Source organism: Verrucosispora sp. WMMD573 (assembly GCF_027497175.1).
In the GTDB taxonomy this organism is placed as follows: Bacteria; Actinomycetota; Actinomycetes; order Mycobacteriales; family Micromonosporaceae; genus Micromonospora.
This window is the reverse complement of sequence record NZ_CP114901.1, coordinates 819148-845682: the sequence shown is the minus strand read 5'-3', so window position 1 is coordinate 845682 and position 26535 is coordinate 819148. Positions and strand designations below refer to the sequence as shown.

At 71.5% G+C, this 26535-nt stretch carries 23 protein-coding genes; 15 read left to right on the top strand and 8 right to left on the bottom strand.

Translation table 11 applies throughout. The features are described 5' to 3' along the window. Window positions 1–13: 13 nt before the first annotated feature. The 5 genes from O7601_RS03940 to O7601_RS03920 are packed head-to-tail and all read right to left on the bottom strand — an operon-like array spanning window position 14 to window position 4661. On the bottom strand, window positions 14–1024 hold the full coding sequence (locus tag O7601_RS03940) for a WYL domain-containing protein (protein WP_281564904.1): 1011 nt from the start codon (window positions 1022–1024) through the stop codon (window positions 14–16). 6 nt (window positions 1025–1030) lie between these two features. After that, entirely contained in the window at window positions 1031–1681 is a 651-nt protein-coding gene (locus O7601_RS03935) for a response regulator transcription factor (RefSeq protein ID WP_281564903.1), read from the bottom strand. After that, entirely contained in the window at window positions 1678–3003 is a 1326-nt protein-coding gene (locus O7601_RS03930) for a sensor histidine kinase (RefSeq protein WP_281564902.1), read from the bottom strand. The genes O7601_RS03935 and O7601_RS03930 overlap by 4 nt, the downstream gene beginning before the upstream one ends. A 4-nt stretch (window positions 3004–3007) precedes the next feature. Beyond that, window positions 3008–3742: an ABC transporter permease gene (locus O7601_RS03925; protein ID WP_281564901.1), complete on the bottom strand. Its 735-nt coding sequence runs from the start codon at window positions 3740–3742 to the stop codon at window positions 3008–3010. Window positions 3743–3752: 10 nt separating this feature from the next. Further along, window positions 3753–4661 (bottom strand): ABC transporter ATP-binding protein, encoded by a 909-nt coding sequence (locus tag O7601_RS03920; protein ID WP_281564900.1) that lies wholly within the window; start codon window positions 4659–4661, stop codon window positions 3753–3755. 160 nt (window positions 4662–4821) lie between these two features. On the opposite strand from O7601_RS03920, the gene O7601_RS03915 reads away from it, so the two are divergent. Then, window positions 4822–5613: an EI24 domain-containing protein gene (locus O7601_RS03915; RefSeq protein WP_281564899.1), complete on the top strand. Its 792-nt coding sequence runs from the start codon at window positions 4822–4824 to the stop codon at window positions 5611–5613. A gap of 1 nt (window position 5614) precedes the next feature. Beyond that, on the top strand, window positions 5615–6130 hold the full coding sequence (locus O7601_RS03910; RefSeq protein ID WP_281564898.1) for an O-acetyl-ADP-ribose deacetylase: 516 nt from the start codon (window positions 5615–5617) through the stop codon (window positions 6128–6130). Here the strand turns inward: O7601_RS03910 and O7601_RS03905 are convergent. Then, window positions 6127–7047, bottom strand: coding sequence for a GNAT family N-acetyltransferase (locus O7601_RS03905; protein WP_281564897.1), 921 nt, complete (start codon window positions 7045–7047; stop codon window positions 6127–6129). The two genes, O7601_RS03910 and O7601_RS03905, sit on opposite strands and share 4 nt — an antisense overlap. Window positions 7048–7397: 350 nt before the next feature. Here O7601_RS03905 and O7601_RS03900 point away from each other — a divergent pair, with 350 nt between their 5' ends. Then, window positions 7398–8630, top strand: coding sequence for a ricin-type beta-trefoil lectin domain protein (locus O7601_RS03900; protein WP_281564896.1), 1233 nt, complete (start codon window positions 7398–7400; stop codon window positions 8628–8630). 102 nt (window positions 8631–8732) lie between these two features. Next, a complete protein-coding gene (locus O7601_RS03895) occupies window positions 8733–10241 on the top strand; it encodes a hypothetical protein (RefSeq protein WP_281564895.1) in 1509 nt (502 codons plus the stop codon). On the opposite strand, the gene O7601_RS03890 is transcribed toward O7601_RS03895, so the two are convergent. Continuing rightward, window positions 10220–12181: a hypothetical protein gene (locus tag O7601_RS03890; RefSeq protein ID WP_281564894.1), complete on the bottom strand. Its 1962-nt coding sequence runs from the start codon at window positions 12179–12181 to the stop codon at window positions 10220–10222. The genes O7601_RS03895 and O7601_RS03890 overlap by 22 nt on opposite strands. A gap of 251 nt (window positions 12182–12432) precedes the next feature. Here O7601_RS03890 and O7601_RS03885 point away from each other — a divergent pair, with 251 nt between their 5' ends. Then, window positions 12433–13908 (top strand): S8 family serine peptidase, encoded by a 1476-nt coding sequence (locus O7601_RS03885; RefSeq protein WP_281564893.1) that lies wholly within the window; start codon window positions 12433–12435, stop codon window positions 13906–13908. 75 nt (window positions 13909–13983) lie between these two features. Here O7601_RS03885 and O7601_RS03880 read toward each other — a convergent pair whose 3' ends face one another. Next, on the bottom strand, window positions 13984–15606 hold the full coding sequence (locus O7601_RS03880; RefSeq protein WP_281564892.1) for a ricin-type beta-trefoil lectin domain protein: 1623 nt from the start codon (window positions 15604–15606) through the stop codon (window positions 13984–13986). A gap of 315 nt (window positions 15607–15921) precedes the next feature. Between O7601_RS03880 and O7601_RS03875 the strand changes: the two genes are divergently transcribed. The 10 genes from O7601_RS03875 to O7601_RS03830 all read left to right on the top strand — a co-directional run bounded on the left by O7601_RS03875 (window position 15922) and on the right by O7601_RS03830 (window position 26531). Further along, a complete protein-coding gene (locus tag O7601_RS03875; protein WP_281564891.1) occupies window positions 15922–16491 on the top strand; it encodes a sigma-70 family RNA polymerase sigma factor in 570 nt (189 codons plus the stop codon). A 66-nt stretch (window positions 16492–16557) separates the two neighbouring features. After that, a complete protein-coding gene (locus O7601_RS03870) occupies window positions 16558–17460 on the top strand; it encodes a zf-HC2 domain-containing protein (protein WP_281564890.1) in 903 nt (300 codons plus the stop codon). Between the two features lie 238 nt (window positions 17461–17698). Continuing rightward, window positions 17699–18253: a hypothetical protein gene (locus O7601_RS03865; protein WP_281564889.1), complete on the top strand. Its 555-nt coding sequence runs from the start codon at window positions 17699–17701 to the stop codon at window positions 18251–18253. Between the two features lie 5 nt (window positions 18254–18258). Continuing rightward, on the top strand, window positions 18259–18936 hold the full coding sequence (locus O7601_RS03860; RefSeq protein ID WP_281566784.1) for a hypothetical protein: 678 nt from the start codon (window positions 18259–18261) through the stop codon (window positions 18934–18936). A gap of 65 nt (window positions 18937–19001) precedes the next feature. After that, complete coding sequence (locus O7601_RS03855) at window positions 19002–19352, top strand: hypothetical protein (RefSeq protein ID WP_281564888.1); 351 nt, start codon at window positions 19002–19004, stop codon at window positions 19350–19352. 76 nt (window positions 19353–19428) lie between these two features. Then, window positions 19429–20172 carry a hypothetical protein gene (locus tag O7601_RS03850; RefSeq protein WP_281564887.1) on the top strand — a complete coding sequence of 248 codons (744 nt, stop codon included), beginning with the start codon at window positions 19429–19431 and terminating at the stop codon, window positions 20170–20172. Between the two features lies 1 nt (window position 20173). Continuing rightward, entirely contained in the window at window positions 20174–21448 is a 1275-nt protein-coding gene (locus tag O7601_RS03845; protein WP_281564886.1) for a hypothetical protein, read from the top strand. A 24-nt stretch (window positions 21449–21472) separates the two neighbouring features. After that, entirely contained in the window at window positions 21473–22975 is a 1503-nt protein-coding gene (locus O7601_RS03840; RefSeq protein ID WP_281564885.1) for an SCO6880 family protein, read from the top strand. After that, complete coding sequence (locus O7601_RS03835; protein ID WP_281564884.1) at window positions 22972–24771, top strand: ATP/GTP-binding protein; 1800 nt, start codon at window positions 22972–22974, stop codon at window positions 24769–24771. Before O7601_RS03840 ends, O7601_RS03835 begins: the two co-directional genes overlap by 4 nt. Continuing rightward, window positions 24768–26531, top strand: a complete 1764-nt coding sequence (locus O7601_RS03830; protein WP_281564883.1) for a TraM recognition domain-containing protein — start codon at window positions 24768–24770, stop codon at window positions 26529–26531. The genes O7601_RS03835 and O7601_RS03830 overlap by 4 nt, the downstream gene beginning before the upstream one ends. Window positions 26532–26535: the final 4 nt, after the last annotated feature.

Below are 26535 nucleotides of genomic sequence, written 5' to 3'. Positions count from 1 at the left end.
GCCCGGCCGGCATTCAGCCGGACGGTGCCGCCCGGTCGGCAGACCGGTCGTCGGCGGTGGAGTACAGCGCGGCGGCTCTGGTCGCCGCCTCGGCCAGCCGCGACCGTAGCTCCGGCGGCTCGATCACCTCCACCTCCGGCCCCAGCGCGAGCAGTTGGGTGTACGCCACCTCGACGGACTCGACGGGCAGGCGGGTCCGCACCCAGCCCTGCCCGTCGGGTTCGTCCGCCGCGGCGACCGCCGCCTCGTACCCGAACGGGATCTCGGCGAGGTGGCGGAGTCGGCGCAGGCCGGCGGGGCTCAGCCGGATCGTCACCTCGGCCCGCAGCATGCCGCGCAGGAACGCCTCGGCCTGGGTCCGCCAGTGGCCGGCCAGGTCGAATCCGGGATCCCGGTCGAAGCCCTCCTCGTGCTGCTCGACGGCGACAACCCGGTCCACCCGGTAGGTCCGCAGGTCCTCGCCGACCCGACCCACCAGATACCAGGTCCCGCTCTTGAGGACCAGGCCGTACGGGCAGACCCGGCGGGTGACCTCACGCTCCCCGCGCCGGTAGTGGAGCGTCACCACCCGGTCCCGCCAGACCGCACCGGCCAGCTCGGCCAACCACTGCGGCGGCGCGGTCTCGCGGTACCAGCCCGGCACGTCCAGGTGGAACCGCTGGCCGGTGCGCGCGGGGGCGTCGCGCAGGCTCGGCGGTAGCGCCGCGAGAAGCTTCAGTTCCGCCGCCGCGACGGCGTCGGCCAGTCCCATGTCACCGGCCGGGCCGGGCAGACCGGCCAAAAAGAGCGCCTCCGCCTCGTCCCGGGTCATCCCGGTCAACCGGGTCCGGTAACCGGCGAGCAGCCGGTAGCCGCCGGCCCGCCCCCGGTCGGCGTAGATCGGCACCCCGGCGGCGGAGAGCGCGAGCACGTCCCGGTAGACCGTCCGCTCGGACACCTCCAACTCGCGCGCCAACTCCGCCGCCGTCAGCGCCTCACGGGTCTGCAACAGCAGCAGCAGGGATAGCAACCGCGACGCCCGCACCGACGCTCACCGGCCACCGGGGGTCAGCAACCCCCGGTCGTACGCGACCGCCACCGCGGCGGCTCGGTCGTTGACCCCGAGCTTGGCGTAGACGTGCAGCAGATGGGTCTTCACAGTGGCCTCGCTGATGAACAGGCGCGCCGCGGCCTCGCGGTTCGACGATCCCCGAGCGACCAGGGTGAGCACCTCCAACTCGCGTTGGCTCAGCGGCTCCTCGGCCGGCTGGCGTGGCGTCCGCAGGCGACCCATCAGCCGGCCGGCCACGCTTGGTGAGAGCACCGACTCGCCTCGGGCGGCGGCCCGTACCGCCCGGACCAGTTCGTCGCGGGGCGCGTCCTTGAGCAGGTAACCGGTGGCGCCGGCCTCGATCGCCGGGAGCACGTCCGCGTCCGTGTCGTACGTGGTCAGTACCAGCACCCTCGCCGGGGTGTCCGTCGCGACGAGACGGCCGATCGCGGTGACCCCGTCCATCCCCGGCATCCGCAGGTCCATCAGCACCACGTCGGGGCGGTGCCGGGCGGCCATGGCCAGCGCCTCGGCACCGTCCGCCGCCTCGCCGACCACCTCGAACCCGGGATCGCCGGCGAACATGCCGCGCAGCCCGTCCCGCACCACCGGATGATCGTCGACGATGAGCAGGCGTACCGGATCGGTCATGCGGCGGCTCCGGGCAGGGCCGGTACGGAGGCCGAGACGGCCGTCCCGCCACCCGGCTCGGACTCGACGGCGAGCTGGCCACCGACCCGGTTGACCCGCTGCCGCATCGCGGTCAGGCCGTAGCTTCCGTGCTGATCCGGAGTGGTCGACCGGTTGGCCACGTCGAAGCCGGATCCGTCGTCGCGGACGTCCAGGGTGACCACGTCCGACATGTACGACAGGGTGAGCCCGACCCGGGACGCGGCGGCGTGCCGGGCCACGTTGCTCAGCGCCTCCTGCGCGGCCCGCAGCAGCGTCACCTCGATCTCCGGGTGCAGTGGGCGGGGCGTCCCGGTGGTGCTGACGCTGGCCGTCACCCCGTGCACGGCCGACCAGCGTTCACCCAGCTCGGAGAGAGCGTCGGGCAGGCGGGCCAGCTCCAGCGGCTCGGGGCGCAGCGCCCGGACCGACCGGCGGGCTTCGGTGAGGCTCTCCCGGGCCAGCGCCAGGGCGTTGTCCACGTGGCGTCGCCAGTCGGCGGAGCGGTCGCGGGTCTGCCCGGCCGCCTCCAGTTGGGTGATGATGCCGGTCAGGCCCTGGGCCAGGGTGTCGTGGATCTCCTGCGCCATCCGCTGCCGCTCGTCAAGTACGCCGGCCTCGCGGGCCTGGGTGATGAGCTGGGCGTGCAGCCCTTCGTTCTCGCGTACCGTCTCGGCGAGTTGGCGGTTGGTGGCGGCGAGTTCCGCCACCAACCGCTTGCGCCTGGCGTCCTCCCGCTCACCGACGAGGTTGAACCAGCTCACCGCACCGGACAGGACCAGGTTGACAAGCACCAACACCAGCCACAGCGGCCAGTTCGACCACGAGGACAGCAGGCCGCCGCCCTGCGCGGTGGCGACCAGCACGGCTGTCGCGGCCATGCCGACGAACCGCCATCGCCCGTTGAGCACGAGGAAGGCGTGCAGGAAGCCGACCCAGGCGAAGAAGCCGTACCACGGGCTCGCGGCCACCAGGACGGCGGCGAAGGCCAGCAGCCCGACGTAGTAGACAGTCATCGACCCCTGCCGCCCCTGCCACTTCGGGTGCAGGACGACGAACCAGGTGACCCAGCAGGCGGTCAACCCGGCGATGACCAGGGTGAGCAGCATCGGCAGGCCGCGCGGTGCCGGCGCGAAGGCGGCCAGCAACGAACCCACGAGCAGCCCGCCGTAGGGCAGCACCCGGTGCAGCCGCGCCTCCCTTGCCCGCCAGGCGGCCAGCCAGTCGTCGTCGGGAGGCACGGCGTCGTTGCGGCTGGCCGCCGAGCCGCCTCCGCCGCAGGTCATTCCGTCCCCGCTCACCATGCGCTCACTCCCAGCGGAACAGCCTCGCCGCTGCGGCACCGGCCGCCACGGCGATCACGGCCATTATCCCCAGTTGTAGCGGGTGCGGTGCGGTGCCCGTCCAGGCGTCGAGCAGCGCCTGGACCCCGGGCGGCGTGTAGGCGCCCACGTCGGCCAGGAAATCGGGCAGCAGGAACCGGGGCAGGTACACCCCGCCGAAGAACATGATCACCATGAACAGCGGCACGGCCAGCGCCTGGGCCGCCTTCGCGGTGGGCGCGACCGCCGCCACCAACAACCCCACCGCGAGCAGCGCGGCCGTACCCAGGACGAGCGCCGCCGCGAACCCGAGCGGATGCCGCGGCAGCGGGGTGCCGAACGCGACCCGGGCGACCACCGCGAGGAGCACCGCGCTGGCCAGGATTCCCACCAGGGCCAGTACGAGCTGGGCGGCCAGCAGCGCCAGCGGACTCGCCGGTGTGGTGGCCAGCCGGCGGAGAATGCCGCGCTCCCGGTAGGTGGCCAGCACGGTGGGCAGCGCGTTGATGCCGACCATGGCCAGTGTGATCACCAGTAGCGAGGGGGTGAAGTACGTGACGAAGGACTGGTTGCCGAGGTCCGGACTGGGTTCGCGGAGTGTGGGAATCAGCCCGAGCACCACCAGGATCAGGGTGGGCAGGCCGACGGTGAGCACCAGCGTCGGGATGTCCCGCAGGTGCAGCTTCGCCTCAGTCTTGAGGATCTGGCCGAAGGCGTGCATCGTGCCCCTTTCAGTCGACGAACCGGCGCCCGGTCAGCTGGACGAACGCGTCGTCAAGCGTGGCCTGCTCCAGCCGTAGGTCGGCGGCGATGATCTGGCGGCGGGCGAGCACCGAGGTGACCGCGTGCAGTACGTCACCGGTGCCGGTCACCACGATCTGGCTGCCGCTGCGTGTCACGGCCGTGACCTGCGGCAGGTCGGCCAGCAACCGGTCGTCCAGCGGTGCGGACGGGCGGAACCGGATGCGCTGCTCCGGGGCCACGGCCGAGATCAGGCCGGCCGGGGTGTCCAGGGCCACCACCCGTCCCTTGTCGATCACGGCGAGGCGGTCGCAGAGTCGCTCGGCCTCCTCCATGAAGTGGGTGACCAGCAGGATGGTCACGCCGCGGTCCCGGACCCGCTCGATCAGATCCCAGGTGTCCCGGCGGGCCTGCGGATCCAACCCGGTGGTCAGCTCGTCCAGGATGGCGATCCGTGGGTTGCCGACAAGCGCCAACGCGATGGAGAGCCGCTGCTTCTGGCCGCCGGACAGCTTCACGTACGCGGTGTTCCGCTTCCCGTCGAGGCCCAGCTCGTCGATGAGCTGCGCCGGGTCGGCGGGGTCGCGGTAGAACGAGGCGTAGAGCTCCAACGCCTCAGCGACCCGGAGCCGGTCGGGCAGTTGGCTCTCCTGGAGCTGCACCCCTACCTGTTGGCGCAGCCGGGCGGCGTCCCGGCGGGGGTCGAGCCCGAGGACCGACACCCCGCCCCCGTCTGGGACACGCAACCCGGCGACGCACTCCACAGTGGTGGTCTTTCCGGCGCCGTTCGGCCCGAGTACGCCGAAGATCTCGCCGACCTCGACGTCGAAGGACACGTCGGCCACCGCCACCGTGTCGCCGTACCGTTTGTGCAGGCTCGTCACCTCGATGACCGGCATGGCCACCGCCTCTCGCCGTCGGGTCGTCGGGTACGACTCAAGCGTCGCGAGAGCAGGCCGGCGGCGAATCGACCGGCTGGAGGTGACCTTGGTCAGCGCCGGCTGATTCCGGCGATCCGTCAACCGGTGGATGCGCCGACGAGTGACTACGCTCCTGGACGTGCACGCATCCGAGATTCCCGCCACCGCCGTGGGCACGGGCCGCCGCTTCGTCAGCGGGGCCACGCTGCTGCTGCGGGGCGTCGGTCTGTACGTACGCAACCCGGGCCTGATGCTGCTCGGCGTCATCCCGGCGCTGATCTCCGGGGCGATCTTCGTGTCCGCGTACGCTCTGCTGGTCTTCTTCGTCGACGACCTGGCCGCCGCGGCCACCCCGTTCGCCGACGACTGGGCGACGACGCCGCGCAGCGCGGTCCGGGTGATCGCCGGGCTGGCCTTCCTCGGTCTCGGTGGCCTGCTCACCGTCCTCACCTTCACGGCGGTCACCCTGGCCATCGGCGATCCGTTCTACGAGAAGATCTCGGAGCGGGTGGAGCGGCGCTACGGCGGTACGCCGGACGCGGTCGAGGTGCCGTTCTGGCCGTCGCTGCGGCGCAGCGCCGCCGACTCACTCCGGCTGGTCGCCCTGGCGGTGTTGTTCGGTGTGCCGCTGTTCGCCGCCGGTTTCATTCCGGTGGTAGGGCAGACCGTGGTGCCGGTCATCGGTGCGGCGGTGGGCGGCTGGCTGCTCGCCGTCGAACTGACCGGCGCGCCCTTCTCCCGGCGGGGCAAGCGACTGCCGCACCGGCGCGCCGCGCTCAAGGCGGACCGCCCCACCGCACTCGGCTTCGGAGTCGCGGTCTTCGTCTGCTTCCTTATCCCGCTCGGCGCCGTACTGCTGATGCCGGCCGCGGTGGCCGGTGCCACCCTGCTGGCCCGCCGCTCACTCGGCCAACCCATCACGGAGAGTTGACATGGACATCGCCCTGGTCGAGGGGGACATCACCGCCGAGCGGGTGGACGCGGTGGTCAACGCCGCGAACTCGTCGTTGCTGGGCGGCGGCGGGGTCGATGGAGCGATCCACCGCCGGGGCGGCCCGGCGATCCTCGCCGAGTGCCGCGCGCTGCGCGCCTCCCGCTACGGGCGCGGCCTGCCGACCGGACAGGCGGTGGCCACCACCGCAGGCGACCTGCCGGCGCGTTGGGTGGTGCACACCGTCGGCCCGGTCTGGTCGGACACCGAGGACCGTTCCGCGCTGCTGCGCGCCTGCTACACCAACAGTCTCACCGTCGCTGACGAACTGGGCGCTGCCACTGTCGCCTTCCCGCTGATCTCCGCAGGGGTGTACGGCTGGCCGGTCGAGGACGCCGTCCGTCAGGCCCTGTCGGTGCTGTGCGCGGCGACGCCGACGACGATCACCGAGGCCCGGTTGGTGCTGTTCGGTGCCGACACCCGCGCGATCGCCGAGCGGGTGTACGCAGAGCGTTAGTGCATCTCGCGTACGCAGGACCACTGGCTGGCCACCCGTCGGTAGCCGAGCCGGTCGTTTACCGCCAGCATCGGCGCGTTCGCCGCGTCGTTGCCGGTGTACGCGACGGTGACGCCGCGCTCCGCCGCCCGGTGCAGCGCGGCCAGCTTCACCAGCCGGGCCAACCCGCGTCCCCGGTGCTGTGGCACGGTGCCGGTGTAGTCCGACCACATCCGCGCGCCGTCCCGCTTCACCAGGCTGATCGCCACCAACTCGCCGTCGACCTCGACGCCCATGCTGGCGTCCCGGTCCAGCCCGACGTTGTCCCAGGTGGTGGCGAGCCAGTCGGCATAGCCGATCGCGCCGGACACGACGTCGCCCGGCTCGTCGGCACTGGCCACCACGTCCACCCGGTGCACACGACGAGGGTCGACGTCGGCCAGTGGGACCAGTCGGGCGCCGTCGGAGGGGGTCGGCAGCGGCGGCAGCATGTGCAGGTCCAGGGCTGAAAAGTGCTCCTGGCGACTCGGGGTAAAGCCGTGCCGGCGGACGAACGGCAGCGCCTCGGGCAGCGCGCGCCCGTGCAGCCGGGTCAGGTCGAGCGGGGCGAGGTGCGTCACCGCCTCGGCCAGCAGCGCGCTGCCGATCCCCCGGCGTCGGTGGTCGGGGTGTACGTGCAGCAGCGACACCTCCCCGACAGCCTCGGTGGTGTGCTCGTTTCGGGACGCGCACACCCAGCCCACGATGTGCCTGTCGACCTCGGCGACGAAGCCGGTCCAGTGCAGACCTGGAGGCGGGGCGGCGATCAGCTGCCGGGTGGACGCGACTCCCCGGACCAGGAAGGGAAACACGAGCGTACGCAGCGCCACCACGGCTGCGGCGTCGTCGGGATGCGCCGGACGGATCAGCGCGGACGACCGTCTTCTGGAATTCGACATGCGCGGCAGGCTAGTGCGGTGGCTCTCGTACCGCCTCGGCTTTTTGCCTCACCTGAATGGCGGCGCACGTGCCGACGCACTCCGGCCGGCAGCTCGCTGCGGCACCGGTATCCACCTGTTCGGCGGCTCGGCTGAACGTGGCGCTTCGCGGCAGCGTTGTGGGGACCGGACAGCGTCCGTGCCCGAAGGCAGACCGTGACGGGAAGGCGGACTGGGGTGAGGACCTGCCGATACCCGGTTTTCTCAATCCAGGCCGGTCGTGGATGAACCGGCGACGGTCCCGCACCGTCATGCGCGTGCCGTACTCGCGCGGACGGGCGCGTGCGGCTGACCGGCCATAGGAGGGCTGCATGACTGTGCGTACTGGTTCCTTCTCGCCCCGCCGCATGTGGACGAGCACCCGAGCGGCGTTGGTCGTCGTGACGGTGCTCGCCGCCGGTCTGATCGTGGTGATGTCCAGCAGCTCCGACGCCGTCGCGGGCGAACGCGTCACGTTCGTCAACCGCACCGGGGAGACGTTGTGGGTAGGTGCGGGCGAGAGCGGGGACGGCTCGCGCCGGATCAGCGGCCTGCCCGTCCTGCGGCCGGGGGAGTCGAAGAGCATCGTGATTCCGGACAGTGGACAGCCGGGCCACTGGCGGGGCAGGTTCTTCGCCCGGCAACGGTGCGGTGGAGATCCCGGCGGCACGTTCAAATGCCTCGTTGGTGACTGCGGCCCGTACCTGGACCACTGCGAGCGGGGTGCGGAACCGGTGAGCCTGGCCGAGTTCAACTTCGACCAGAACAACCCCGGCGCGCCCTGGTACAACGTCAGCTACGTCGACGCACTGTCGGTGGTGATCACCATCGAAGCGCCAGGTGCGCCGAATCCGGCACTCGCGGGGAGCTGCGTCAGGTCGGCCTGCGGCGGCGGCCAGATGCTCGCCGCCTGCCCCGAGGCACACGCCGTACGTGACCCGCGTCGGGGCGACCGGATCAACTGCGTCAACCCCAACCGGGACGCGGAGAGCGCGTACACCGCCGCCCTGCGTCCATTCGGCCCCCGGGCGTATCTGTGGTCGACCCACGACAAGGTGCCGGGCAACGAGACCGTCTTCAACTGCCCGGGGTGTGCCGACTTCACTGTCACCTTCCGCAGTTCCGGGGCGGCCAACCCGGTGCCCCGGCCGGAGGAGCGGGCCGACACCCCGGACTCCTCGACCTTCAGCCTGCGCGGATTCGCGAACAAGTGCGTCGATGTGCCGGGCGGCATCTCGGCCGACGGCTCGCAGATGCAGCTCTGGAGGTGCAACGGCACCGGGGCACAGCGGTTCACCCGTGGACCCAACGGCTCGCTGGTGGCGCTCGACAAGTGCATGGATGTCGCCTGGGCGGCGCGGGACAACGGGACCAAGGTGCAGCTCGCGCACTGCAACGGTGGACCAGCGCAGATCTGGGTCGCCGAACGGGGCATGGTGCGCAATCCACACTCCGGTAAGTGCCTCGACGTACGCGACTGGAATGCCAACGACGGCGCCCCGTTGCAGATCTGGGAGTGCAACCCCGGGCAGGACAACCAGACCTGGCGGGCCATTCGACACTGACCGTCGCGGCGGGCCGGGCTGTCCGACGGCCCGCCGCCAAGGTTCCTCCGACTAGCCGGAGGCGATGGCCACGCGGTGCGACAGCAGGACGAAGGGGTACGAATGGAGTCAGGGCGCTGCCGACCGGTGGCGAAGTACTGGTTGGCGCTACCGTGGCTGCTGGCCGCCTTGCTCGTGCCCCTCGGCCTGGCCGGTCCGGCCACTGCGGCACCCGAGGAGACCGGCAGGTACTACGTGGTCGGGCCGCCGGTCAACGGTCAGCGGGAGTATCTGTACAGCATCGCTCTGGTCACCCTTGGCAACGGTAACCGGTTTCGCGAGATCATCGATCTCAACCGGGGGCGCGTGCAACCGGACGGCGCTACCTTCACCGACGGCGTCGAGCTGGGCCCCGGCTGGATCCTGGTGTTGCCCCGGGACGCGGACGGGCCGGGCGTGCGGAAGGGCGCGCTTCCGGCGATCGGCCCCCCGACGCTCCGTTCGTCGCCGAGCACTGTCGCACCGACCCCGAGCACTGCGGGACCGTCGCCCTCGCCGAGCGTCACGCCACCACCCCCGAGCGCGCACCCGCGACCTTCGACGGACAGCCCGGCCGTCGTCGCCGTCAACCCTCCGTCGGAGTCCGGCTCGGGGCCGCTAAGTCCCAATCCGGTCCGGATCGGCGCAGCCGTGCTCGCAGTGCTCCTCGCGGTCGTCGCGCTCCTGGTTCTGCCCCGGCGCAGGCGCCAACTGCGCTCGGCCGGTCTCGACGACGGGCCCTGGCCGCCGGAGCGGCATCACACACCGACCCCGGCGGAGCTTGCCGCCTTGGCGACCGATACCCCGTCGACGGCTCCATCCGCCCCGGCAGACCCGTCTCAGCCACCCCCCGCCGCGGATCCGCCCCCGCCACCCCCCGCTCCGCCGCCCCCCGCTCCGCCGCCCCCCGCTCCGCCGTCGGTGGAGCCTGGCCCGTCACCCGCCTCGCCGCCTCCCGCGCCAGCGGTATCGCCCCGGCCGGTGGCTGCGGAAGGGCTGGGCGATGCGGCGGGTGACGATGAGACGGCGGACCGGGTCGACCTGCCCCGGCCGACGCTGCCGGTCGACGGTGATGTGCCGTACGTCCGGACTGAGGTGCTCACCGAGGTCGGCTCGGTCATGGTGCGCCTGATCGGCGTCACGACCGGTCCCAGTACCCCCGCCTATGTATGGCTCGCCGACGACGAAGCGGCGCCCGAAGCAGCGGTGCCGCTGGTGCTGGGACGCCGGGGGGCGTGGCGGCTCCAGGTCGACCTCGGTCGGGCACCCGACGTCTTCACCCTGGTGGGCGACCTGGACGAGTGCCGACGGTTGGTTGCCGCCTACGCGCGGCAGTTGCACACGGGCGGGGTCGGGGTCGGGGTCGTCGGTGACGCCCTCGGCACCGACAGCTTTCCTGGCTGCCGCCGCCTGGACGGGCTCCCCAGGCCGAGCGACCTGGACTCCGACCGGTACGTCGTGATCACCGCTGGCCTGCCGAAGGGCCCCGAGGTTCGAGGGCTCGCCGCCGCCACCGGCGGTCGCTGCGTACCTGTGGTGATCGGTCCGGTTCCGGACGGCCGATGGTCCGCTCAGGTCGGCGCGGGGGTCTGAAGCTGAGGCACCACGGAGGGCAGCGGGCCCATCGGTGGCCCGGCCACGCGGAGCCAGGCGTCCGCCTCGGCCCGATACACCCTGCGTACCCGGACCCGGGGGTAGGAGCGGCTGCCGAGGATCAGCTCCACCTGCGCGGCCCGTAGCGGTTCGGCCTGGGAACGGACCTGGGCGAGTGGGGCGAGCAGATCGGCTGTCGACATGACGTCGATCGCGCGCCCCCTCGGCACCTGGAGTTCCAGCAGCAGCCGGCCGGGCTGGACCGCTGGCTGACGTCGGTGCAGCCGCAGCCAGTTGCGCGGCAGTTGAAGACGTCGTGCCGGCAGGAGCGCGTACGCCCGGCGGGTGCCGAAGGCCGGCCAGCGTCGTACCTCGTGGGGCAGACCGGCGATCGAGCGGGCCCGGGATCCGCAGCGGATCCGCAGCGGCTCGCCCTCGCAGTCACCGGTCGGCGTCAGGCGGCCGGTGTGGTCGACATCGAAGGTGTCCACCGCGGAGGTCCGGTCCAGCCGCGCGGCCGGCAGGAGATACGCCTCGCGGAGGCCACGCAGGTGCTGAAGGCGTGCGGGCAGCGCAGCCCGGAGCACCGCCATCGGGATCGCACCGCCCGGCTCCACCCGGACCCGTACCTGCCGAGCGCCGTCCGGCACCGACCTGGGATCCAGGAAGGCGAGCAGGAAGAGTTCGGCACCGGGCAGGCCGTCGGCGATCGATGCAGCGTCAACGGGGGCGGCGACGAATGCCTCGAACTGCTCGGCGTTCACCTGCTGCGCCGCCGACAGCCATGCCGGGCCGTACGTCGCCCGCCGGTTCTCGGCGGCCAGCGCGGGCCGGGGCAGCGGCAGCACCGGAACGGTCGACGGCGGCTGCGCTGTCCCCGGCGGCTCGACGGCCGGTAGCGGGTCTGTCGTCGGTGGTCCGCTGTCCGATGCGGTCGTGCTGGTGGCAGTGCCGACGACGTCGGCGGAGACCGGGACCAGCAGGCCGGTCGAGGTTGCGTGCAGCGTCGGTGGGCCGAGCGCGCACCGGGGCCGGAACGCCTGCCACTCGGCGGGCTCTCCCGCCTGATCGAGGGCGCGCAGATCCTGCCGGCCGTCCACCAGTTCCGCGCTGCCGCCCGGCGGGGGTGTCCAAACGGTGGCGCCGGTGGTCTCGGCCAGCTCCTGCGCTTGCCGACGGAGCCGCTGCTGCTCGTCCGGATCGGACGGCCAGGTGAGCCAGAGCCGCAGTTCACTGCCGTAGAGCGGCAGATCACCCAGCAGCGCGGCGAGCTGGCCGCCGTCGTACACCCGCTGGGTTCCGCCGTAGTCGCCGACCAGGAAACCGCCGGAGCGGGCGGTCACCGCGATGGTCACCAACGCGTCCGAACCCGCGCCGAGCCGGTGCGCGGTGGCCCGCCGGGTGACGAAGTCGGCCCGGGTGGCCAGGACCACCCCGCCCTGGAGCGGTAGGCCCACCACGCCGGTGCGCGGACGCACCACCCCGTGATCGAGAGTGAACCAACCGGGTAGCGGGGTGGCCAGCTCGGGTGGCTGGATCACGATCCAGTCCCGGACCTGGCGGGTGGTCCGGTCCAGCGGTATCGCGTGTCGTGGTCCGTTCCCGACCTGCCGGTCGTGGTGCCGGATCACCGCGCCGTCCGGGCTGACCAGGACGTCGTGGGCGAGTAGCCCGGCGACCTCGCCGAACAGATCCGTGTGCCGGGCCCCGTCCTGGGTCAGGATCCGTACGTCGTCCGCGGTTTCGCCGGAGCGCCGGACCAGATCGGTGATGGCCGACGCGGTCAGCGGCCGGTCGGGCCGGTCCGGCACCACCAGACCACCGTGTACGCCCGGCTCCAGCCAGAGATCGAACAGCCCGGTGATGCGGCGGTGTCGGCGGGGGTCGAAGCGGTGTGTGGTTTGCGGCTTGTCGAAGCCTGCGGCTGTCGTCCTGGTCATGGCGTACACGCGCTCTCACCACCGTCCGTTCGGCTCGACGCCCGCCGCCAGGCCCGGCGGCCTGAACCCCGATTCCCGGTCGGCACATGGGTCGATGTGCGGCCTCCGCCTTCACGACGAGGATCGCGGGGCGCTGGTTCAGCGCGACTCGAACGTTTCTGCCGATCTGATTGAACGGATCCGGCGCTGATCCGCTGTAGAGGGTGTCGGCCGCGCCGATCGGCCGCAGGCTACCGAAGGAGGACAGATCAGTGCTGGCGAACGTTGGACGCCTGCTCGCGGGCGTGGCGGTTGCCTGCTGCCTGGTCGTGGCCATGGCCGGTCCGTCGACGGCTCAGAAGGCCCCGCCGGACCCGCAGGCATACGTCAAGTACTACGTCGTCGCCGCGACGTACCAGGGGCAGCCGGAGAACCTCGCAGAGATCGCGAACCGGTTTCTCGGCAGCGGTGAACGATCCGCAGAGATCTACAACCTGAACGCCGGGCGGTTACAGCCGGACGGAGCGAACCTGACCGACCCGGCCCGGCTCAACCGTGGCTGGTATCTGGTGCTGCCGTGGGACGCCGCCGGCGAGGGAGTCAAGTACGGGCAGGTACCGTCCGGCACGAAACCGACCAGACGGCCGGCGCCCACCGGCACCGCGAAACCATCCGGAAGCCCTCGGCCCAGCGCATCTCCCAGCGCCAGCCCGTCCCCGTCCGGCACGAAGGGGCCGGGCTGCACCGCCGTGGCCGCGTCGAGCAGCCGCTCGGACTGGGCCCAGCTGCGGATGGCGGCCGACGGAGCGTGGGACCTCAGCCGGGGTAACGGGGTCATGGTGGCGGTGGTCGACTCCGGGGTGGACGGCGATCTCGAACAGCTCAGTGGCCGGGTCGCGGTCGGTGCCGACGTCACCGTCGGCAACGGGCGCGGTGACACCGACTGCCACGGAACCGGCACCGCGATGGCGAGCATCATCGCCGCTGACTCCGGCGAGGACCGGGTCCCGGCGGGCCTCGCGCCGGACGCCACGATCCTGCCGGTACGAATGGTCGGTGCGTCCGGCAAGAGCCGGGCGACGGACGCGGCGAACGCCATCGAGGTGGCGGTGAGCGCGGGTGCGACGGTGGTGGCCCTGGGCTCGCACGTGGATCTGGCCGATTCGGCGGTTGTCGCCTCGCTCACCACGGCGCTCAACCACGACGTGCTCGTGGTGGCCGGCGCACCGACCCGGCCCGTCACGCTCCCGGCCCCCGGTGAGTCGTCCGCCACCGGCGCGCTGCTGCTGGTCGGGGGGATCGGCGCCGACAACCAGTTGGTCGAGGAGTACCAGCCGAAAACCGTGGAGGTGGTGGCTCCCGGCGCGGACGTGACGAGCGTCGGACCGGGTGAGGCGGGACCACTGAGCTACACCGGTACCCGCTTCGCTGTCGCCTTCGCGGCCGGTCAGGCGGCGCTCGTCCGGGCCGGTTACCCGGAGCTGAACGCCGTCCAGGTCGAGCAGCGGATCCACGGCACCGCCGACGCGGTGGGCGGCGATACCCCCGACGACCGGTACGGCGCCGGGATGATCAACCCAGCTGCCTCGGTCGCCCGACCGATCGAGGACGAGCGTCCGCTCGGGGTCGGCGCGGACAGTGGCGGTGGCAGTGGCGGGCTCGGTGCGCTGGTCCTGCTCGGCCTGGCGCTCATCGGCGGTGGTGCCTTCCTGACGCTCCAGCTCCGTCGCCGTCGTGCCCTCGGCTGACCGCACCTGATCAACCGACGGCGACGGGGTACGGGCATCTCGCCCGTACCCCGTCGCGTTGGCGCGGACCGCGGGCTACCGCTCACGCCAGGTCTGCTCGGCGTTGCCAACGTAGATCCACAGCTCAAGTGGCTTGTCGGCGTTCTTGACCGTCATATCGACGTCGACGGACTTGCCGTTGAGCTTGCTGATGATGCCGCCCTTGTCGTTCAACTGCCAGGACTGGGCCGCGTTGCCACTACAGACGGCCACCTGGATGGCGGTGCCGTCCGTGGAGCCGGCCCAGGCGATGTCCATGCAGAGCCCACGGGCCCGGATCGTGCCGTCCTTGCGGAACTCCCACCACTGGGCCGGATCCTCCGTGCAGGGCTTCAACAACAGCCGGGTCCCGTCACCCGTCTTGCCGGAGCTGATGCATCGTCCGGTACGCGGGTGGAAGATCTGCTTCATCCCGGACGGCCGGACCGGCTTCGGTGCCGCGGTGGTCGACTTCGGTGCGGCAATGGTCGGTTTCGGCTCGCTGGCCGAGGGCTCCGGGCCGCCGGTCGGCGAGGTCGGCGTGGCGGTCGGTGTGGCCGACTCGCTCTCCCTCGGCTTGGGCGCCGTGGTCGTCGGTGCCGGCGGTGCCGGCGTGGGGCGGCCGAGCCGGGTGTCGAGCACGTAGAGGTCGGTGAGTGCCTTCACCGCACGTAGGAACGTCTCGGTCGGCTGGTCGAGCGTGCCGGCGGTCTGCCGTACCGCGGTCGGGCCGTTGCGGTAGGCGGCCAGCGCCAGCAGGTAAGGGTCACCGTCGAGACCGGACAGCTCCGAGACCAGACCACACATCGCGACGCCAACGGTCGGTACCGCCACGGCCGGATCCCAGGCCGAGCCATCGGCCGGCCCGTACGCCTGCCACACCTCCGGACGGAACTGTGCGACGCCCCGCTGCCCGGTCGGCCCCAGCAGGTTCGCGTCGAAACCCGAGATAGCCATCAGTTGGGCGGCCACCATCGGCGGCGTCACCTGTTCGCAGACCGATCCCGCCGCCACCACCAGGGGCACGTACTTGGCGGGCACCCCCTTCGCGTCATTGACCGGCGGGGCCGTAGGAGTGGGATCGCCACTGCCGCCGAACTGCCGCAGCTTGCCGTAGTACCCGGCGTATCCACTGACCCGGTCGACGTACTCGACGGCACCGGCGGGCACCCCCTTCGCCTGGGTGACGGTGGGCAGGCCGGTGTGGAAGGCGGCCACTGAGAGGCGCCACGGGTCATCGTTGATGCCGGCCAACCGCAGTTGACCGCTGTAGTCGCACATCTGGTGGGCCAACGCCAGGATGCTCGCGGAGATGTCCGAGCGTCGGGCGTCCGGCCACGGCTTCCACGTTTTCCAGTCCTCGTCGTCGAGGCCGGCGATGCCCCGGCCGCCGGAGGTGGTCTGCCGCTCGCGGTTGTTCAGGCCCGACTCGGCCATGAGCTGTCCGGCGATCCGCGCCGGGTCGAGCATCGGGCAGGAGCGGGCGGCGGCGGCGATCGCTGTCATCTGCTGCTGGCTCACCGGGTCACCGACGAGCGTGTCGTCGCGTGCCGAAGCGACGCTCCAGTTGATGGTGGCGAGGACGGCGGCGAGCACCGCCAGCGCGGCCAGTACGGCCGCGAGCACCTTGCGCGGCATCCGGCCGAAGGTGATCTTGTTGGGTACGAGGTCGGTTGTCACGGGGCCATCCCTTTCGGCGTGGCGACACCAGTCGTGACGGATTTCCACCACCCCGCGTTCAGATCCGGTGCGGATTTCTCCTTCGGAAGTTTGGGCTTCGGCTGAACCGGCTGAACCGGCTGAACCGGCTGAACCGGCTGAACCGCGTGGCCGTCAATCGGGCTGCACGCGGCCTGCCCGCTGAGCACTCCATCGACCTTCGATCCGCAGCCCCAGCCGTGGTGCGGCTATGCTGCGTTTCAGGGCCGTGGGGGCGAGGACGCGTCGCGTCGACCCGGCCGGCAGGATGCAATCCGTCCGTCAGGGAGGCGGTCTGTGTCGGCGGTGCCCAACGAGTCCGTTGGACCGTGTCTATCGGACAGTTCCGCCGTCGAGCCGTCCGCCGCCACGGCACTGCTGAACCAGGTCGTCGAGGAGTACCGCCGCCCCCTGCACCGGTTCCTCACCCGTTTGCTGCTCGGGCAGCAGGAGCTTGCCGAGGATCTGGTGCAGGAGACGTTCCTGCGTGCCTGGCGGCACGCGGAGACACTCGCCGCCGACCCGTCGAAGATCGCGCCGTGGCTCTACACGGTCGCCCGGCACGTGGCTATCGACGCCATGCGGGCTCGGCAGGCCCGGCCGCCGGAGGTCAGCCTGCCGGATCTAAACCGGGTGTCGACCAACGACGACGAGATGGACCGGGTGGTGAACGCCCACGCGGTGCGGCTTGCGCTGACGAAGATCAGCCCGGAGCATCGTGCGGTGCTTCACGAGATGTACTACCGGAGCGCCTCGGTCGCCGAGGCGGCGGTGCGTCTGGGGATACCCGAAGGTACGGTGAAGTCCAGAGCCTTCTACGCGGTGCGTGCCCTACATGCCGTGCTCGGCTCTTCCGAGTCGTCCTGATGCCAGGCCGTCCCGGGCCCAGACCAGTGAACACCCGTGGTGCCGACCCGTTGAGGAGAGGGCTGGATGCGCGCAGGCGGGGATCACACAACGGCCGAGCAGGAGAGGCTTGCCCTCTACCTCATGGGGGCCTTGGGCGACGCTGAGCGCGAGTCGTTCGAGGAGCACCTCGCCGGCTGCTGGCAGTGCCTCGACGAGGCGGCCGTGATCGGTCCTCCGATCGCCGGGCTGGCCGGGCTGAACGACGACGACTGGGCGCTGCCCGGCGCTGGTCCGGTGGTGCCGGCACCGTCGCCCGCTGCCGATCCCGTGCTGCCGGCCCCGCCGGCCGTCCACCCTCCGCCCGGCCCCGCCACTGCTTCCCCGTCCACGGCTGACACCGCTTCGATCGGTCCGGCCGACAGCCGTCCGGCCGACAGCCGTCCGGCCGACAGCCGTCCGGCCGACAGCCGTCCGGCCGACAGCCGCCCGGCCGACAGCCGCCCGGCCGGCAGCCGTCCTCCCGGCCGGCGTGCGACAAATTCGCGCCCGGGGGCGGCGGCCACCGCCTGGCGCCGCCGCCGGGTTCTCTGGACCGGCGCGCTAGCGCTGGTCCTGGCCCTGGCCGGCGGTGTGGTGGCGGTCAGCGAGTGGGCGACGTCCCCCGATCCGGTGCTTACCGCCTCCGGGGAGGCACCCGGTTACGGCGCCAGCCTCTCCGTCGCGATCACCGTTGGTGACCAGGGCAGCGCCACGATCCGGATCACCGTCACGGGCCTGCGTCAGGGCCTGCGGTACCGCCTCTTCGCGGTGACCCGCGACGGTGCCACGCACGTGGTGCGGGACTGGACCGCCACCTCCGGTCCGCAGGAGGTGGCCGGTGAGACGTCCCTGCCGGTGGCCGAGCTGTCCTTCATCACGGTCGGGCTGGTCGACGGCTCCGCGATCGTGACCGCACCGATCGCCCAAGGGCCAGCCTCTCCCCGCTGAAGCTCACGTCCCGCCTTCGCGTCTGGCTGGCCCGCTGACGCTTCTGGCGCGCCCCTGCTCGACGGAGCACCTCGTCCAGACCCGCCCTCGACGGCTGCCCTGCCGCCGCGGATGAGGTCGGGAAAAAGTTCCAACCTCTGCTGAACCGACCGGCCGGTAGCGCCGTTAAGCGGCCGTCGCCAGTGCCACATCGGTGGCTGGTGATCGCAGCTGGCGAGCAGGAAGGGAGGTGAGGCGGATGGGCAACGGATCGGTAGCGCTACGGGGGTCGGGGGTTCCGGTCGCGGGATCGACGCTGGACGAGCCGATCGGCCTGCGGGCGTACGACAGCGGTCGGACCGGCCGGCGCGACACCCTCTCCGACGACGGAATCGGGTGGATCGGCGCGCACGGCGGCGCCGGTGCGAGCACCCTCGCGCGCCTGTTGGGCGGCACCGACATCGGCTGCCGCTGGCCGGACCCGGCCCTTGCCGAACCCGCCCAGGTCATGGTGGTTGGGCGGACGAACCTGGACGGGTTGCGGGCGGTCTCGCGAGCATTGAACGCATTGCGCGAGGGTCGGCACCCGACCGGGATGCGACTGGTCGGGGTGGTGTTGATCGCCGACGCTCCCGGCCGGCTTCCGCCGACGCTGCTCGGCCGGATCCGGCTGCTGCGGTCGATCGCCCCGGTGCACCGGCTGCCGTGGATCCCGTCGTACCGGGTGGGTGCGGAGCCGAAGCGGCCGCCCCGGCAACTGTCCCGCCTGGCCACGGTGGTGGACACCCACGGCGAGCGACGGAGACAGCCGTGACCAGGATGGTCCGGAGCACGGCGGCTGTCGTCGTCACCGTGTTGGGGGTGGGCCTGCTGGCACCCTCGGCCGCGTTGGCGGCCGAGGACAGCTACACCGTGAGAATCCACGGCGGCGGTGCCATCTACTTCTACACCCTCTGCCTCAAGACGACCACCACCATGGCCCGGCCGCGCGGCAACGGCAGCGACCGCATCTGCACCGGAAAGAGGAACTCGACGAACGGCTCCTACGACCTGTCCGCCCCGTACACGGAGGGCGACACGGTGAAGATGGACGTCGAGATGCACACCGGCCTTGCCGGCGAGTCGGTCACCAAGGACAACATCGAGATCACCGGGGCGACGAGCTGCACGATTTCGGGCGTCCTGCACGCCGGGAAGTTCGAGTGTGACACCCCGATCAACAGCGTCAGGTTCTCACCGCCGGCCATCGAGGCGTACACGGTCAATACCAATCCGGACAAGGCGGTCTCGAAACTGCTCGGCTTCATGGCGTGGCTGGTGAGTGCCGCCGCCGTGGCCGGCCTGCTCATCACCGCCGCGACCCTGGCGTCGCAGGTGCGTCGCGGTGCTCTCGAGGAGCGGACCGACTATGTGAAACACCTGGCCTTCGTCCTTGTGGCGTGCCTGGTGGCGACCACAGCCGGCCCGATCATGGCGTGGCTCGACGTGACCGGGTGACTCCCGTCCGGGGCACCAGCCCGAGCCCTTGGCATAAACGATGATCCTGATTCGAAGGAGACACGATGATCCTCCCCGACATCTACCACCGGAGCATTCTTCTTATCTCCGTGCTCCGGGCGCCCGACGATCCCGATGGCGGTGGCTCAGTCCCGCAGCCCTCGATCGGTGGCTCACTGCCGGACGGCCTCGCCACCAAGGTCGAGCAGGCGCTCGGCCTCATCGCCTGGGTGGGAACGGCGGCAGGTGTCGTCGGCATCCTGGCCACCGGTGCGGTCATGGCCATCTCGCACAAGCGGGGCGAGAGTTCGGAGCACATGAGCCGCCTCGGCATGGTGCTGGGCGGCTGCATCCTGGTGGCCATGGCCGGGCCGATCGTTTCCTGGCTCTTCGGCGGTGGCGGCGACAGCAACTGAGCCAGCCGGCTGCGGCCACAGCGAGCCGGGCCGGCACACGATCGCGTACCCGAATCCGTCGAAAGCGATAGGTGTCATGAGACTGCGATACGCATCCGACGACGACACGGAGGAGGAGAGGCCGTTCTGGCAGCACCGCCGCTGGCAGCTGTCGGCCGCTTTCCTCGCCCTCGCCCTCTGTACCGGCACCGTCGCGGCGCTGAGCGGTGGCCGTGACGCCAACTCAAGGGGGGCGGCGCCCGCCGGGCCGGTGATCGGCGCGCTCGGCTCGGACGGTGCCCGGCCGCAGGACTGCCGTACCGACGACTCCGCACAGCGGCTGCCGAGCGAGACGCCCAGGGACATCACCTGGAGACCGCTGAACGGGGCGCAGACTCCGGTCTCCGCTTCGGCAGGTCCGTTGAAGACCACCGGTCCGCTGCTGTGGTGTTTCGCGCACACCCCGATGGGGGCGGTGATGGCGGCGCACACCATCTCCCGCCAGATGAGTGGACCTGACTGGCGGACGGTCAGCCGGCAGCAACTCGTACCCGGGTTGGGGCGGGACTACTTCGACGCGATGCGGGCCTCGATGCCGGAGACCGGACCGGTGCAGACCAACAACGCCCTGGCCGGGTTCCTCGTGCTGACGTACTCGCCGAGCACCGCCACCATCCGGGTGCTGGTCCGGCAGGCGAAGGCGCTCTACGCCTCGGTCGACTACATCGTCGACTGGAACGGGGTGGACTGGCAACTCCGGCCGCTGAACTCCGGCGGCCTGTACAGCCGGGTCAATCCCGTCATCTCCCTCGTCGGCTTCGTGCTGTGGAACGAGGTGTGACATGGCGGAGTGCGCCACCGGTGACGCCGTCTACATCGGCACCATCGGCCAGGTCGTCGGCTTCTTCGAACGGGGGATCGACGGCATCCTCAGTGACATCGCCGCCGCCATCCTGGGCGCGGCGGTCGAACTCTTCGCCAACCTCGGCGACATTCCCACCGTCGGCGACGAGAGCCTGAACGACAGCATCCACCTGCAGACCGACTGGCTGGTCGTGACGATCGCAGTGGCGTCGCTGCTGGCGGCGGCCTTCCGGACGGCACTGGAACGCAAGGGGCAGCCCCTCGTGGTGGCGCTCATGGGCCTGGTCCGCATGGTGCTCACCGTGATCGCCGCGTGGTGGGTGGTCAACTGGCTCGCCAGCGAGGCGGACGCCTACTCGCAGCATCTCTACGAAGAGGGCATCAAGGCGCAGCTCAAGCTGATCGCCAACTGCGGTACGGACGGCCTCACCGCCTTTCTGCTGATCATCATCGGGCTGCTGCTGCTGATCGCCGGTTGCATCCACGTCATCCTGATGTACATCCGGCTCGGCGTGATGGTTCTGCTCACCGGCACGCTACCGTTGGCCGCCGCGGCCTCGATGTCCGAATGGGGCGGGGGGTGGTGGCGCAAGCACATCGCCTGGATGGTCGCCTGGCTGGCCTTCAAACCGGTGGTCGGGCTGATCATGTATTCGGGTGCTGCCATGATCGGCGCCACCGACGACGTGGCGGACGCGGACAGCGCCAAGCACTACAAGCTCGCCGGTGTCGCCGTCCTGCTGATGGCCGCGGTCGCGCTCCCCGCGCTGATGCGTCTGGTGGTGCCCGCGATGGCGAGCCTCGGCGCGCGCGACGGCGTCGGCGCGGGCGCCGGTGCCGGTGCCGCCGCGGCCGGAGCGGTCGCGAGCGGGGCGAAGAAGATCGCTGGCGGCGCCGCCTCGGCGGCTCGCTCCGGCAGGTCCCGGGGGCCGAGCGGTGGCAGTTCGTCACCGGGCGGCGCGTCGGGCGGCGGTCGCCCGGCAGGTGGGTCCGGCGGCGGCCCGTCCGGTGGCTCCGGTGGCGGTTCCGGTGGCGGCTCATCCGGTGGCTCCGGCGGCGGCGGTTCCAGCGGATCCGGCGGTGGATCGAGATCCGGGCAGATCGCCCGGGGCGCGGTAGGCGTCGCGGCCGCGACGGTCGGTGCCGCTGCCTCGGCGGTGCAGGTGGGCGCCCGCGCCGCGACCAGCGCCCACCGGCACGCCGGAAACATCGCCAGCGGAGCGCTGCCCGACAGACATGACGACACGAACTGACGCCGGGGACGGAGGAAGAGGTTCATGGTGAGTACGACAGCGGAATCCCTCAAGACACCGACGTACGGCAACTGGCGTCGCCCCCGCAAGGCCGGGCTGGGCTCGTTGGGCCTGGTCGGGACCGTCGGCCTGTTCGGTGCGCTGGTGCTGGTCCTGATCTCCTCAATGGTGTCGCTGAACGCGGCGGTGGTGGTGGGGCTGCCGTTCGCGGTGCTGCTGGCGCCACTGGCGCTCCGTACTCAGGACGGGCGCAACGTCTACGACATGGCGGCCGTCCGGATCGGTTGGCTACGCCGGAGGTCCAAGCGGCAGCACCTGTACGCCGCCGGACCGCTCTCGACGCGCCCGGGTGGCCGGTTCCGTCCACCCGGGCTGCTGAGCCGGGTGACCATGATCGAGGGACGCGACCCGTACGACCGCCCGTTCGGAGTGCTCCACCACCGCAACCGCAACCAGTACACCATCGTGCTCAGCTGCGAGCCGGACGGTGGTTCGCTCGTCGACCCCGACCAGGTCGACACCTGGGTGGCGCTCTGGGGCGAGTGGCTGTCCCGGCTGTCGCACGAGCCCGGACTGCGGGGCGCCTCGGTGGTGATCGAGACCGCACCGGATCCGGGCACCCGCCTCGCCACCGAGGTGCTGGGCCGCCTCTCCCCGAACGCACCGCTCGCCGCGCGGGCCGTGATGGAGGAGGTGGTGCAGACGTACCCGGACGCGTCGTCGGAGATGAACACCTTCCTCACCCTCACCTACTCGGCTCCCGGTGGGGCCCGGCGGGACCACGACGCGATGCTCGCCGACCTGGCGCTGCGGCTGCCGGGTGTGCTCGGTGGGCTGGTCGCGGCGGGTGGCGGCTCGGCGGAGCCGCTGTCGGCCGAGCGGATCGCCGAGGTGATCCGCGTCGCGTACGACCCGGCCGTCGCCGCAGAGGTGCTCGACGTTCGCGCCCAACACGGCGGCACCGGGCTTGAGTGGGCCGACGCCGGCCCGGCCGCCGCCGTCGAGACGGTCACCCACTACCAGCACGACTCCGGGATCTCCCGTAGCTGGCTGCTGACCCTGGCACCACGCGGCACCGTGCGATCCGGCGTGCTGCGTAGCCTGCTGGACCCGGCACTTGGCGTCCGCCGCAAACGGGTGGCCCTGGTCTACCGTCCGATCGACCCGGCGACCTCCGCCAAGATCGTCGAGTCGGATCGTCGGAACGCCCAGTTCATGGCCAACTCGACCCGTGGCCTGGTCCGGGCCCGTGCAATCTCCGAGATCGAGGCCGCCGAGCAGACGGCGGCGGAAGAGGCGTCCGGCGCGGGTCTGGTGGAGTTCTCGATGTTGGTGACGCTTACCGTCGACTCGGTCGCCGACGCCCGGGAAGCCGACGTGACCATGCGGAACCTGCTGGGCGCCACCCGCATCGCGATGCGCCCGGCCGACCGGATGCAGGCTGCCGCGTTCTCCTGCGCCCTTCCGGTCGGCATCCTGCCCTGGGAGCAGACGATGATTCCGCACGAGTTGCGGGAGGCGTTGTGACGCCCACCGGCGGTGCCCGGCCGCCGGATCTCGGTGCCGGCTGGCCGAGACACGCCTCCGGATCGGTCACGGCGATGTCCGACCTGGTGGTACCGGCGGCGGAGGCACAGGACCGGGAACCCGACGAGACAGGCAGCCAGACTCCCCGGGCGCTGCGGCGGGCCCGCCGACAGCAGGCCCAGCAGGAGGCAGCCGAGCAGCGGTATCTGCGGCGGCTGGCCAAGGCCAACACGGACGACGCCGTGCCGCACCGTGGCTCGTACCTCCTCGGCGGAGGTCGGGTGGCACCGTTGGATCCGCCCACCATGTGGCGGGCCACCACCGTGCAGGCATGTGGGCTCTGGCCCTTCGCCTCCGGCTCCGGCGCACCGATGACCGGCATCCCGCTCGGACAGCACCTGCACTCCGGGGCGACCGTCTGCGGTGACCCGCTCAACTGGTTCACCCGGGCCCGGTACATCTCCAACCCGTCGCTGTTCATGCTGGGGATGCCCGGTCTCGGCAAGTCGACGCTGATCAACCGGATGCTGATCGGGCTGAGCGCCCAGGGCGTGGTGCCGCTGGTGCTCGGTGACCTGAAACCCGACTACGCCGACACCGTTCGGGCCCTCGGCGGTCAGGTCATCTCCATCGCCCGTGGCGTCGGGGGACTGAACATCCTGGACCCGGGTGCGATGGGTATGGCGGCGGCGCGGATCGGTGGGCAGGCGGGGCAGGCACTGGCCGCCGAGACCCATGGCCGCGTCCTCAACATGGTCGCGGCGTTGCTCACCATCGTCCGGGGCACGCCGATCAGTGACCACGAGCAGTCGGTGCTCTCCGCCTGCCTTCGCCACCTGCGCGAACGCACCACGGTGGGGCAGACCTTCCGGCTGCCCGACCTGCTCACCGTGCTGGAGGAGGGGCCGCCTCGGGTGCGGCAGGTGACCCTCGACCGTGGGCAGGAGGCCCGCTACCGCGACGCCGTGGACCCGCTGCACCGATCACTGCTCGGCATCCTCGACGGCCCGCTGGGTGACACCTTCGCCGCGCAGACCTCGACCAGGATCGACCCGGACGCCACCGCGGTTTGCATCGACATCTCCCGCATCGGTGAGGCGGACGGGCAGTTGACCGCCGCCGCGATGCTCGCGGCATGGTCGGACGGTCTGGGTACGGTGGCCGCCTCACACGCCCTGGCCGACGCGGGACTAGCACCCCGGCGCTGGTTCTTCACAGTTCTCGACGAACTGTGGCGACCGTTGCGCGCGGCCTCGGGCATCGTCGATCGGATCGACGCCCTCACCCGGTTGAACCGGTCGCTCGGTCTCGCCGACGCGAAGATCACCCACACGTTGAAGGACGCCGAGGCGCTGGGGTCGGAGGCGGACAAGGCCAAGGCCCGGGGTTTCGTCGAGCGCGCCGGCATGGTGGCCTGCGCCGGTCTGCCCCGAGCCGAGATGGAGGATCTGGGCCGGGTGGTGGGGCTGTCCCGGCGTGAGATCGAGCTGGTCTCGTCCTGGTCGTCACCGCCGGGCTGGGCCCAGGACGGCGGAAACGAGGAACCGCCCGGCCGGGGCCGGTTCTTGATCAAGGTAGGCGGTCGTCCCGGTATCCCGATCCGGGTCGCGATCACCGACGCCGAACGCCACCTGCACGATACGAACACCCGCTGGATCGCCAACGGTGAGGCGGAACGGCTGCTGGCCGAGCGGGCCGCCTTGGTGCGCGCGGTGACCGGCGGAGACCTACCCCACCTCGGAGCCGTTACCACAGTTCAGGCCCACCGGCGACATGACGAACCGGGGCGTCGGTGAGCCGCCCGGGTGGGATCGGCGGCGATTACCTGCCGTGGCTGATTCCCGGAGTCGCGCTGCTCAACCTGGTGATCTTCGTGTTGCTGTGGCTCGGTGGCACCCTCGCCGCAGTGCTCACCGGGCACGGCTGGCAGCTGCCGCCCTTCACGATGGACGTCTATCTCAACCTGCTCGGCGGTGCCACCGAGGAGGTCTGGCCGGGGCTGCCGTCCCACCTGGCCTATGGCGGGGCGGTCACGCTCGTCCTGCTCGGGTCCGCGCCGGTGGCCGGCCTCATCCGTGGGCTCGTCCGCCACCTCCGGCAGCCCCGTGGCCTCGCCCGGGCCGCTGAACTCAGCGCCCTGACGGGCAAGGGAATCGAGGCTCGCGCCCGTGAGTTGCGTCCCGGGCTGAAGGGCGTCTCCCGGCTACGCCCGGATGACACCGGCAACCTACTCGGTGACCTCGTGCCGGCCGGACCGGAGCTGCGCTCCTCCTACGAGGACGTCGAGCTGGACCTGATGGCTCCGCGCTCCGGCAAGTCCACAGGTATCGCCGTGCCACGTGTCCTACGGGCGCCCGGAGCGGTCCTGTTGACGTCGAACAAGTCCGACGTGTTCACCGTCACCCGGCAGGAGCGGTCGAGGGCCGGCCTGGTCTGGACCTTCGACCCGCAGGGCATCGCGTACGCCGAGCGCGAGATGTGGTGGGACATGCTCAGCGGATGCGACACCATCGAGGGAGCCCGACGGCTGGCCGGGCACTTCGTCAGCTCCGTCAACGACGACTCGTCCAAGAAGGACTTCTGGATCGCGGCGGCCCAGAACACGCTTACCGCGCTCTTCCTCGCCGCCTCCCGCAGTGGTGCATCCATAAACGAGATGCTGGCCTGGCTCGCCGACCCCGCCGACCGTACGCCGATCGACCTGCTCCGCGACCTTGAGATGACGGCCATGGCCGACCAGTTGCAGGGCACGGTGCGCGGCGCCGTCGAGACCCGCGACGGCATCTACGAGACCGCCCGGCAGTGCGTCGCCTGCCTGCTCGATCCGGAGATCGTGGCCTGGGTGAGCCCTGATCCGCAGCTGCCGCAGTTCATTCCGGACGAACACGTCCTCGGCCGCGACACCCTCTACCTGCTCTCCAAGGACGGTGGCGGCTCCGCCGCCGGGGTGACCGCCGGCCTGGCGGATGCCGTGATCCGTGCCGGAGTGGTGGCTGCCGAGCGCATGGGCGGGCGGCTGGATCCGCCGATGACCGCCGTTCTGGACGAGGCCGCCAACGTCTGCCGCATCTCCGACCTGCCCGACCTCTACAGCCACCTCGGCTCCCGGGGGATCAGCGTGGTGACCCTGTTACAGAGCTATCGGCAGGGCGTCCGGGTCTGGGGCGAGGTGGGGATGGACGCGCTGTGGAGCGCGGCCACCATCAAACTGCTCGGTGCCGGACTGGACGACGCCGACTTTGTCGACAAGGTCGCCAAGCTGGTCGGCCAGCACGATGTGCGTACCCCGAGCTACTCCCGTTCCCGGGACGGGTCGTCGCGGTCGGTGTCGTACCGGCAGGAGCAGGTGCTGCCGGCGGACAAGATCCGGGCTCTGCCGAAGGGCACCGCCCTGTTGCTGGCAACCGGAATCCGGCCGGCCCTGATCCAGCTACGCCCCTGGTATCGGGAGCCCCATGCCGGGCCGATCGCGGTGGCGGCGAAGGCCGAGGTGCAGGCCATCACCGAACGTGCCGCGGCGAGGTGGCAGCGCCGCGATTCCCGTCAGGTCGGCTGACCGC

Excerpts from the sequence above, each read along its gene's own strand:
- O7601_RS03935 (WP_281564903.1), bottom strand. The coding sequence starts at position 1,681 with ATGACCGATCCGGTACGCCTGCTCATCGTCGACGATCATCCGGTGGTG.
- O7601_RS03930 (WP_281564902.1), bottom strand. The coding sequence starts at position 3,003 with ATGGTGAGCGGGGACGGAATGACCTGCGGCGGAGGCGGCTCGGCGGCC.
- O7601_RS03925 (WP_281564901.1), bottom strand. The coding sequence starts at position 3,742 with ATGCACGCCTTCGGCCAGATCCTCAAGACTGAGGCGAAGCTGCACCTG.
- O7601_RS03920 (WP_281564900.1), bottom strand. The coding sequence starts at position 4,661 with ATGCCGGTCATCGAGGTGACGAGCCTGCACAAACGGTACGGCGACACG.
- O7601_RS03910 (WP_281564898.1), top strand. The coding sequence starts at position 5,615 with ATGGACATCGCCCTGGTCGAGGGGGACATCACCGCCGAGCGGGTGGAC.
- O7601_RS03905 (WP_281564897.1), bottom strand. The coding sequence starts at position 7,047 with ATGTCGAATTCCAGAAGACGGTCGTCCGCGCTGATCCGTCCGGCGCAT.
- O7601_RS03900 (WP_281564896.1), top strand. The coding sequence starts at position 7,398 with ATGACTGTGCGTACTGGTTCCTTCTCGCCCCGCCGCATGTGGACGAGC.
- O7601_RS03895 (WP_281564895.1), top strand. The coding sequence starts at position 8,733 with ATGGAGTCAGGGCGCTGCCGACCGGTGGCGAAGTACTGGTTGGCGCTA.
- O7601_RS03890 (WP_281564894.1), bottom strand. The coding sequence starts at position 12,181 with ATGACCAGGACGACAGCCGCAGGCTTCGACAAGCCGCAAACCACACAC.
- O7601_RS03870 (WP_281564890.1), top strand. The coding sequence starts at position 16,558 with ATGCGCGCAGGCGGGGATCACACAACGGCCGAGCAGGAGAGGCTTGCC.
- O7601_RS03865 (WP_281564889.1), top strand. The coding sequence starts at position 17,699 with ATGGGCAACGGATCGGTAGCGCTACGGGGGTCGGGGGTTCCGGTCGCG.
- O7601_RS03860 (WP_281566784.1), top strand. The coding sequence starts at position 18,259 with ATGGTCCGGAGCACGGCGGCTGTCGTCGTCACCGTGTTGGGGGTGGGC.
- O7601_RS03855 (WP_281564888.1), top strand. The coding sequence starts at position 19,002 with ATGATCCTCCCCGACATCTACCACCGGAGCATTCTTCTTATCTCCGTG.
- O7601_RS03850 (WP_281564887.1), top strand. The coding sequence starts at position 19,429 with ATGAGACTGCGATACGCATCCGACGACGACACGGAGGAGGAGAGGCCG.
- O7601_RS03845 (WP_281564886.1), top strand. The coding sequence starts at position 20,174 with ATGGCGGAGTGCGCCACCGGTGACGCCGTCTACATCGGCACCATCGGC.
- O7601_RS03840 (WP_281564885.1), top strand. The coding sequence starts at position 21,473 with ATGGTGAGTACGACAGCGGAATCCCTCAAGACACCGACGTACGGCAAC.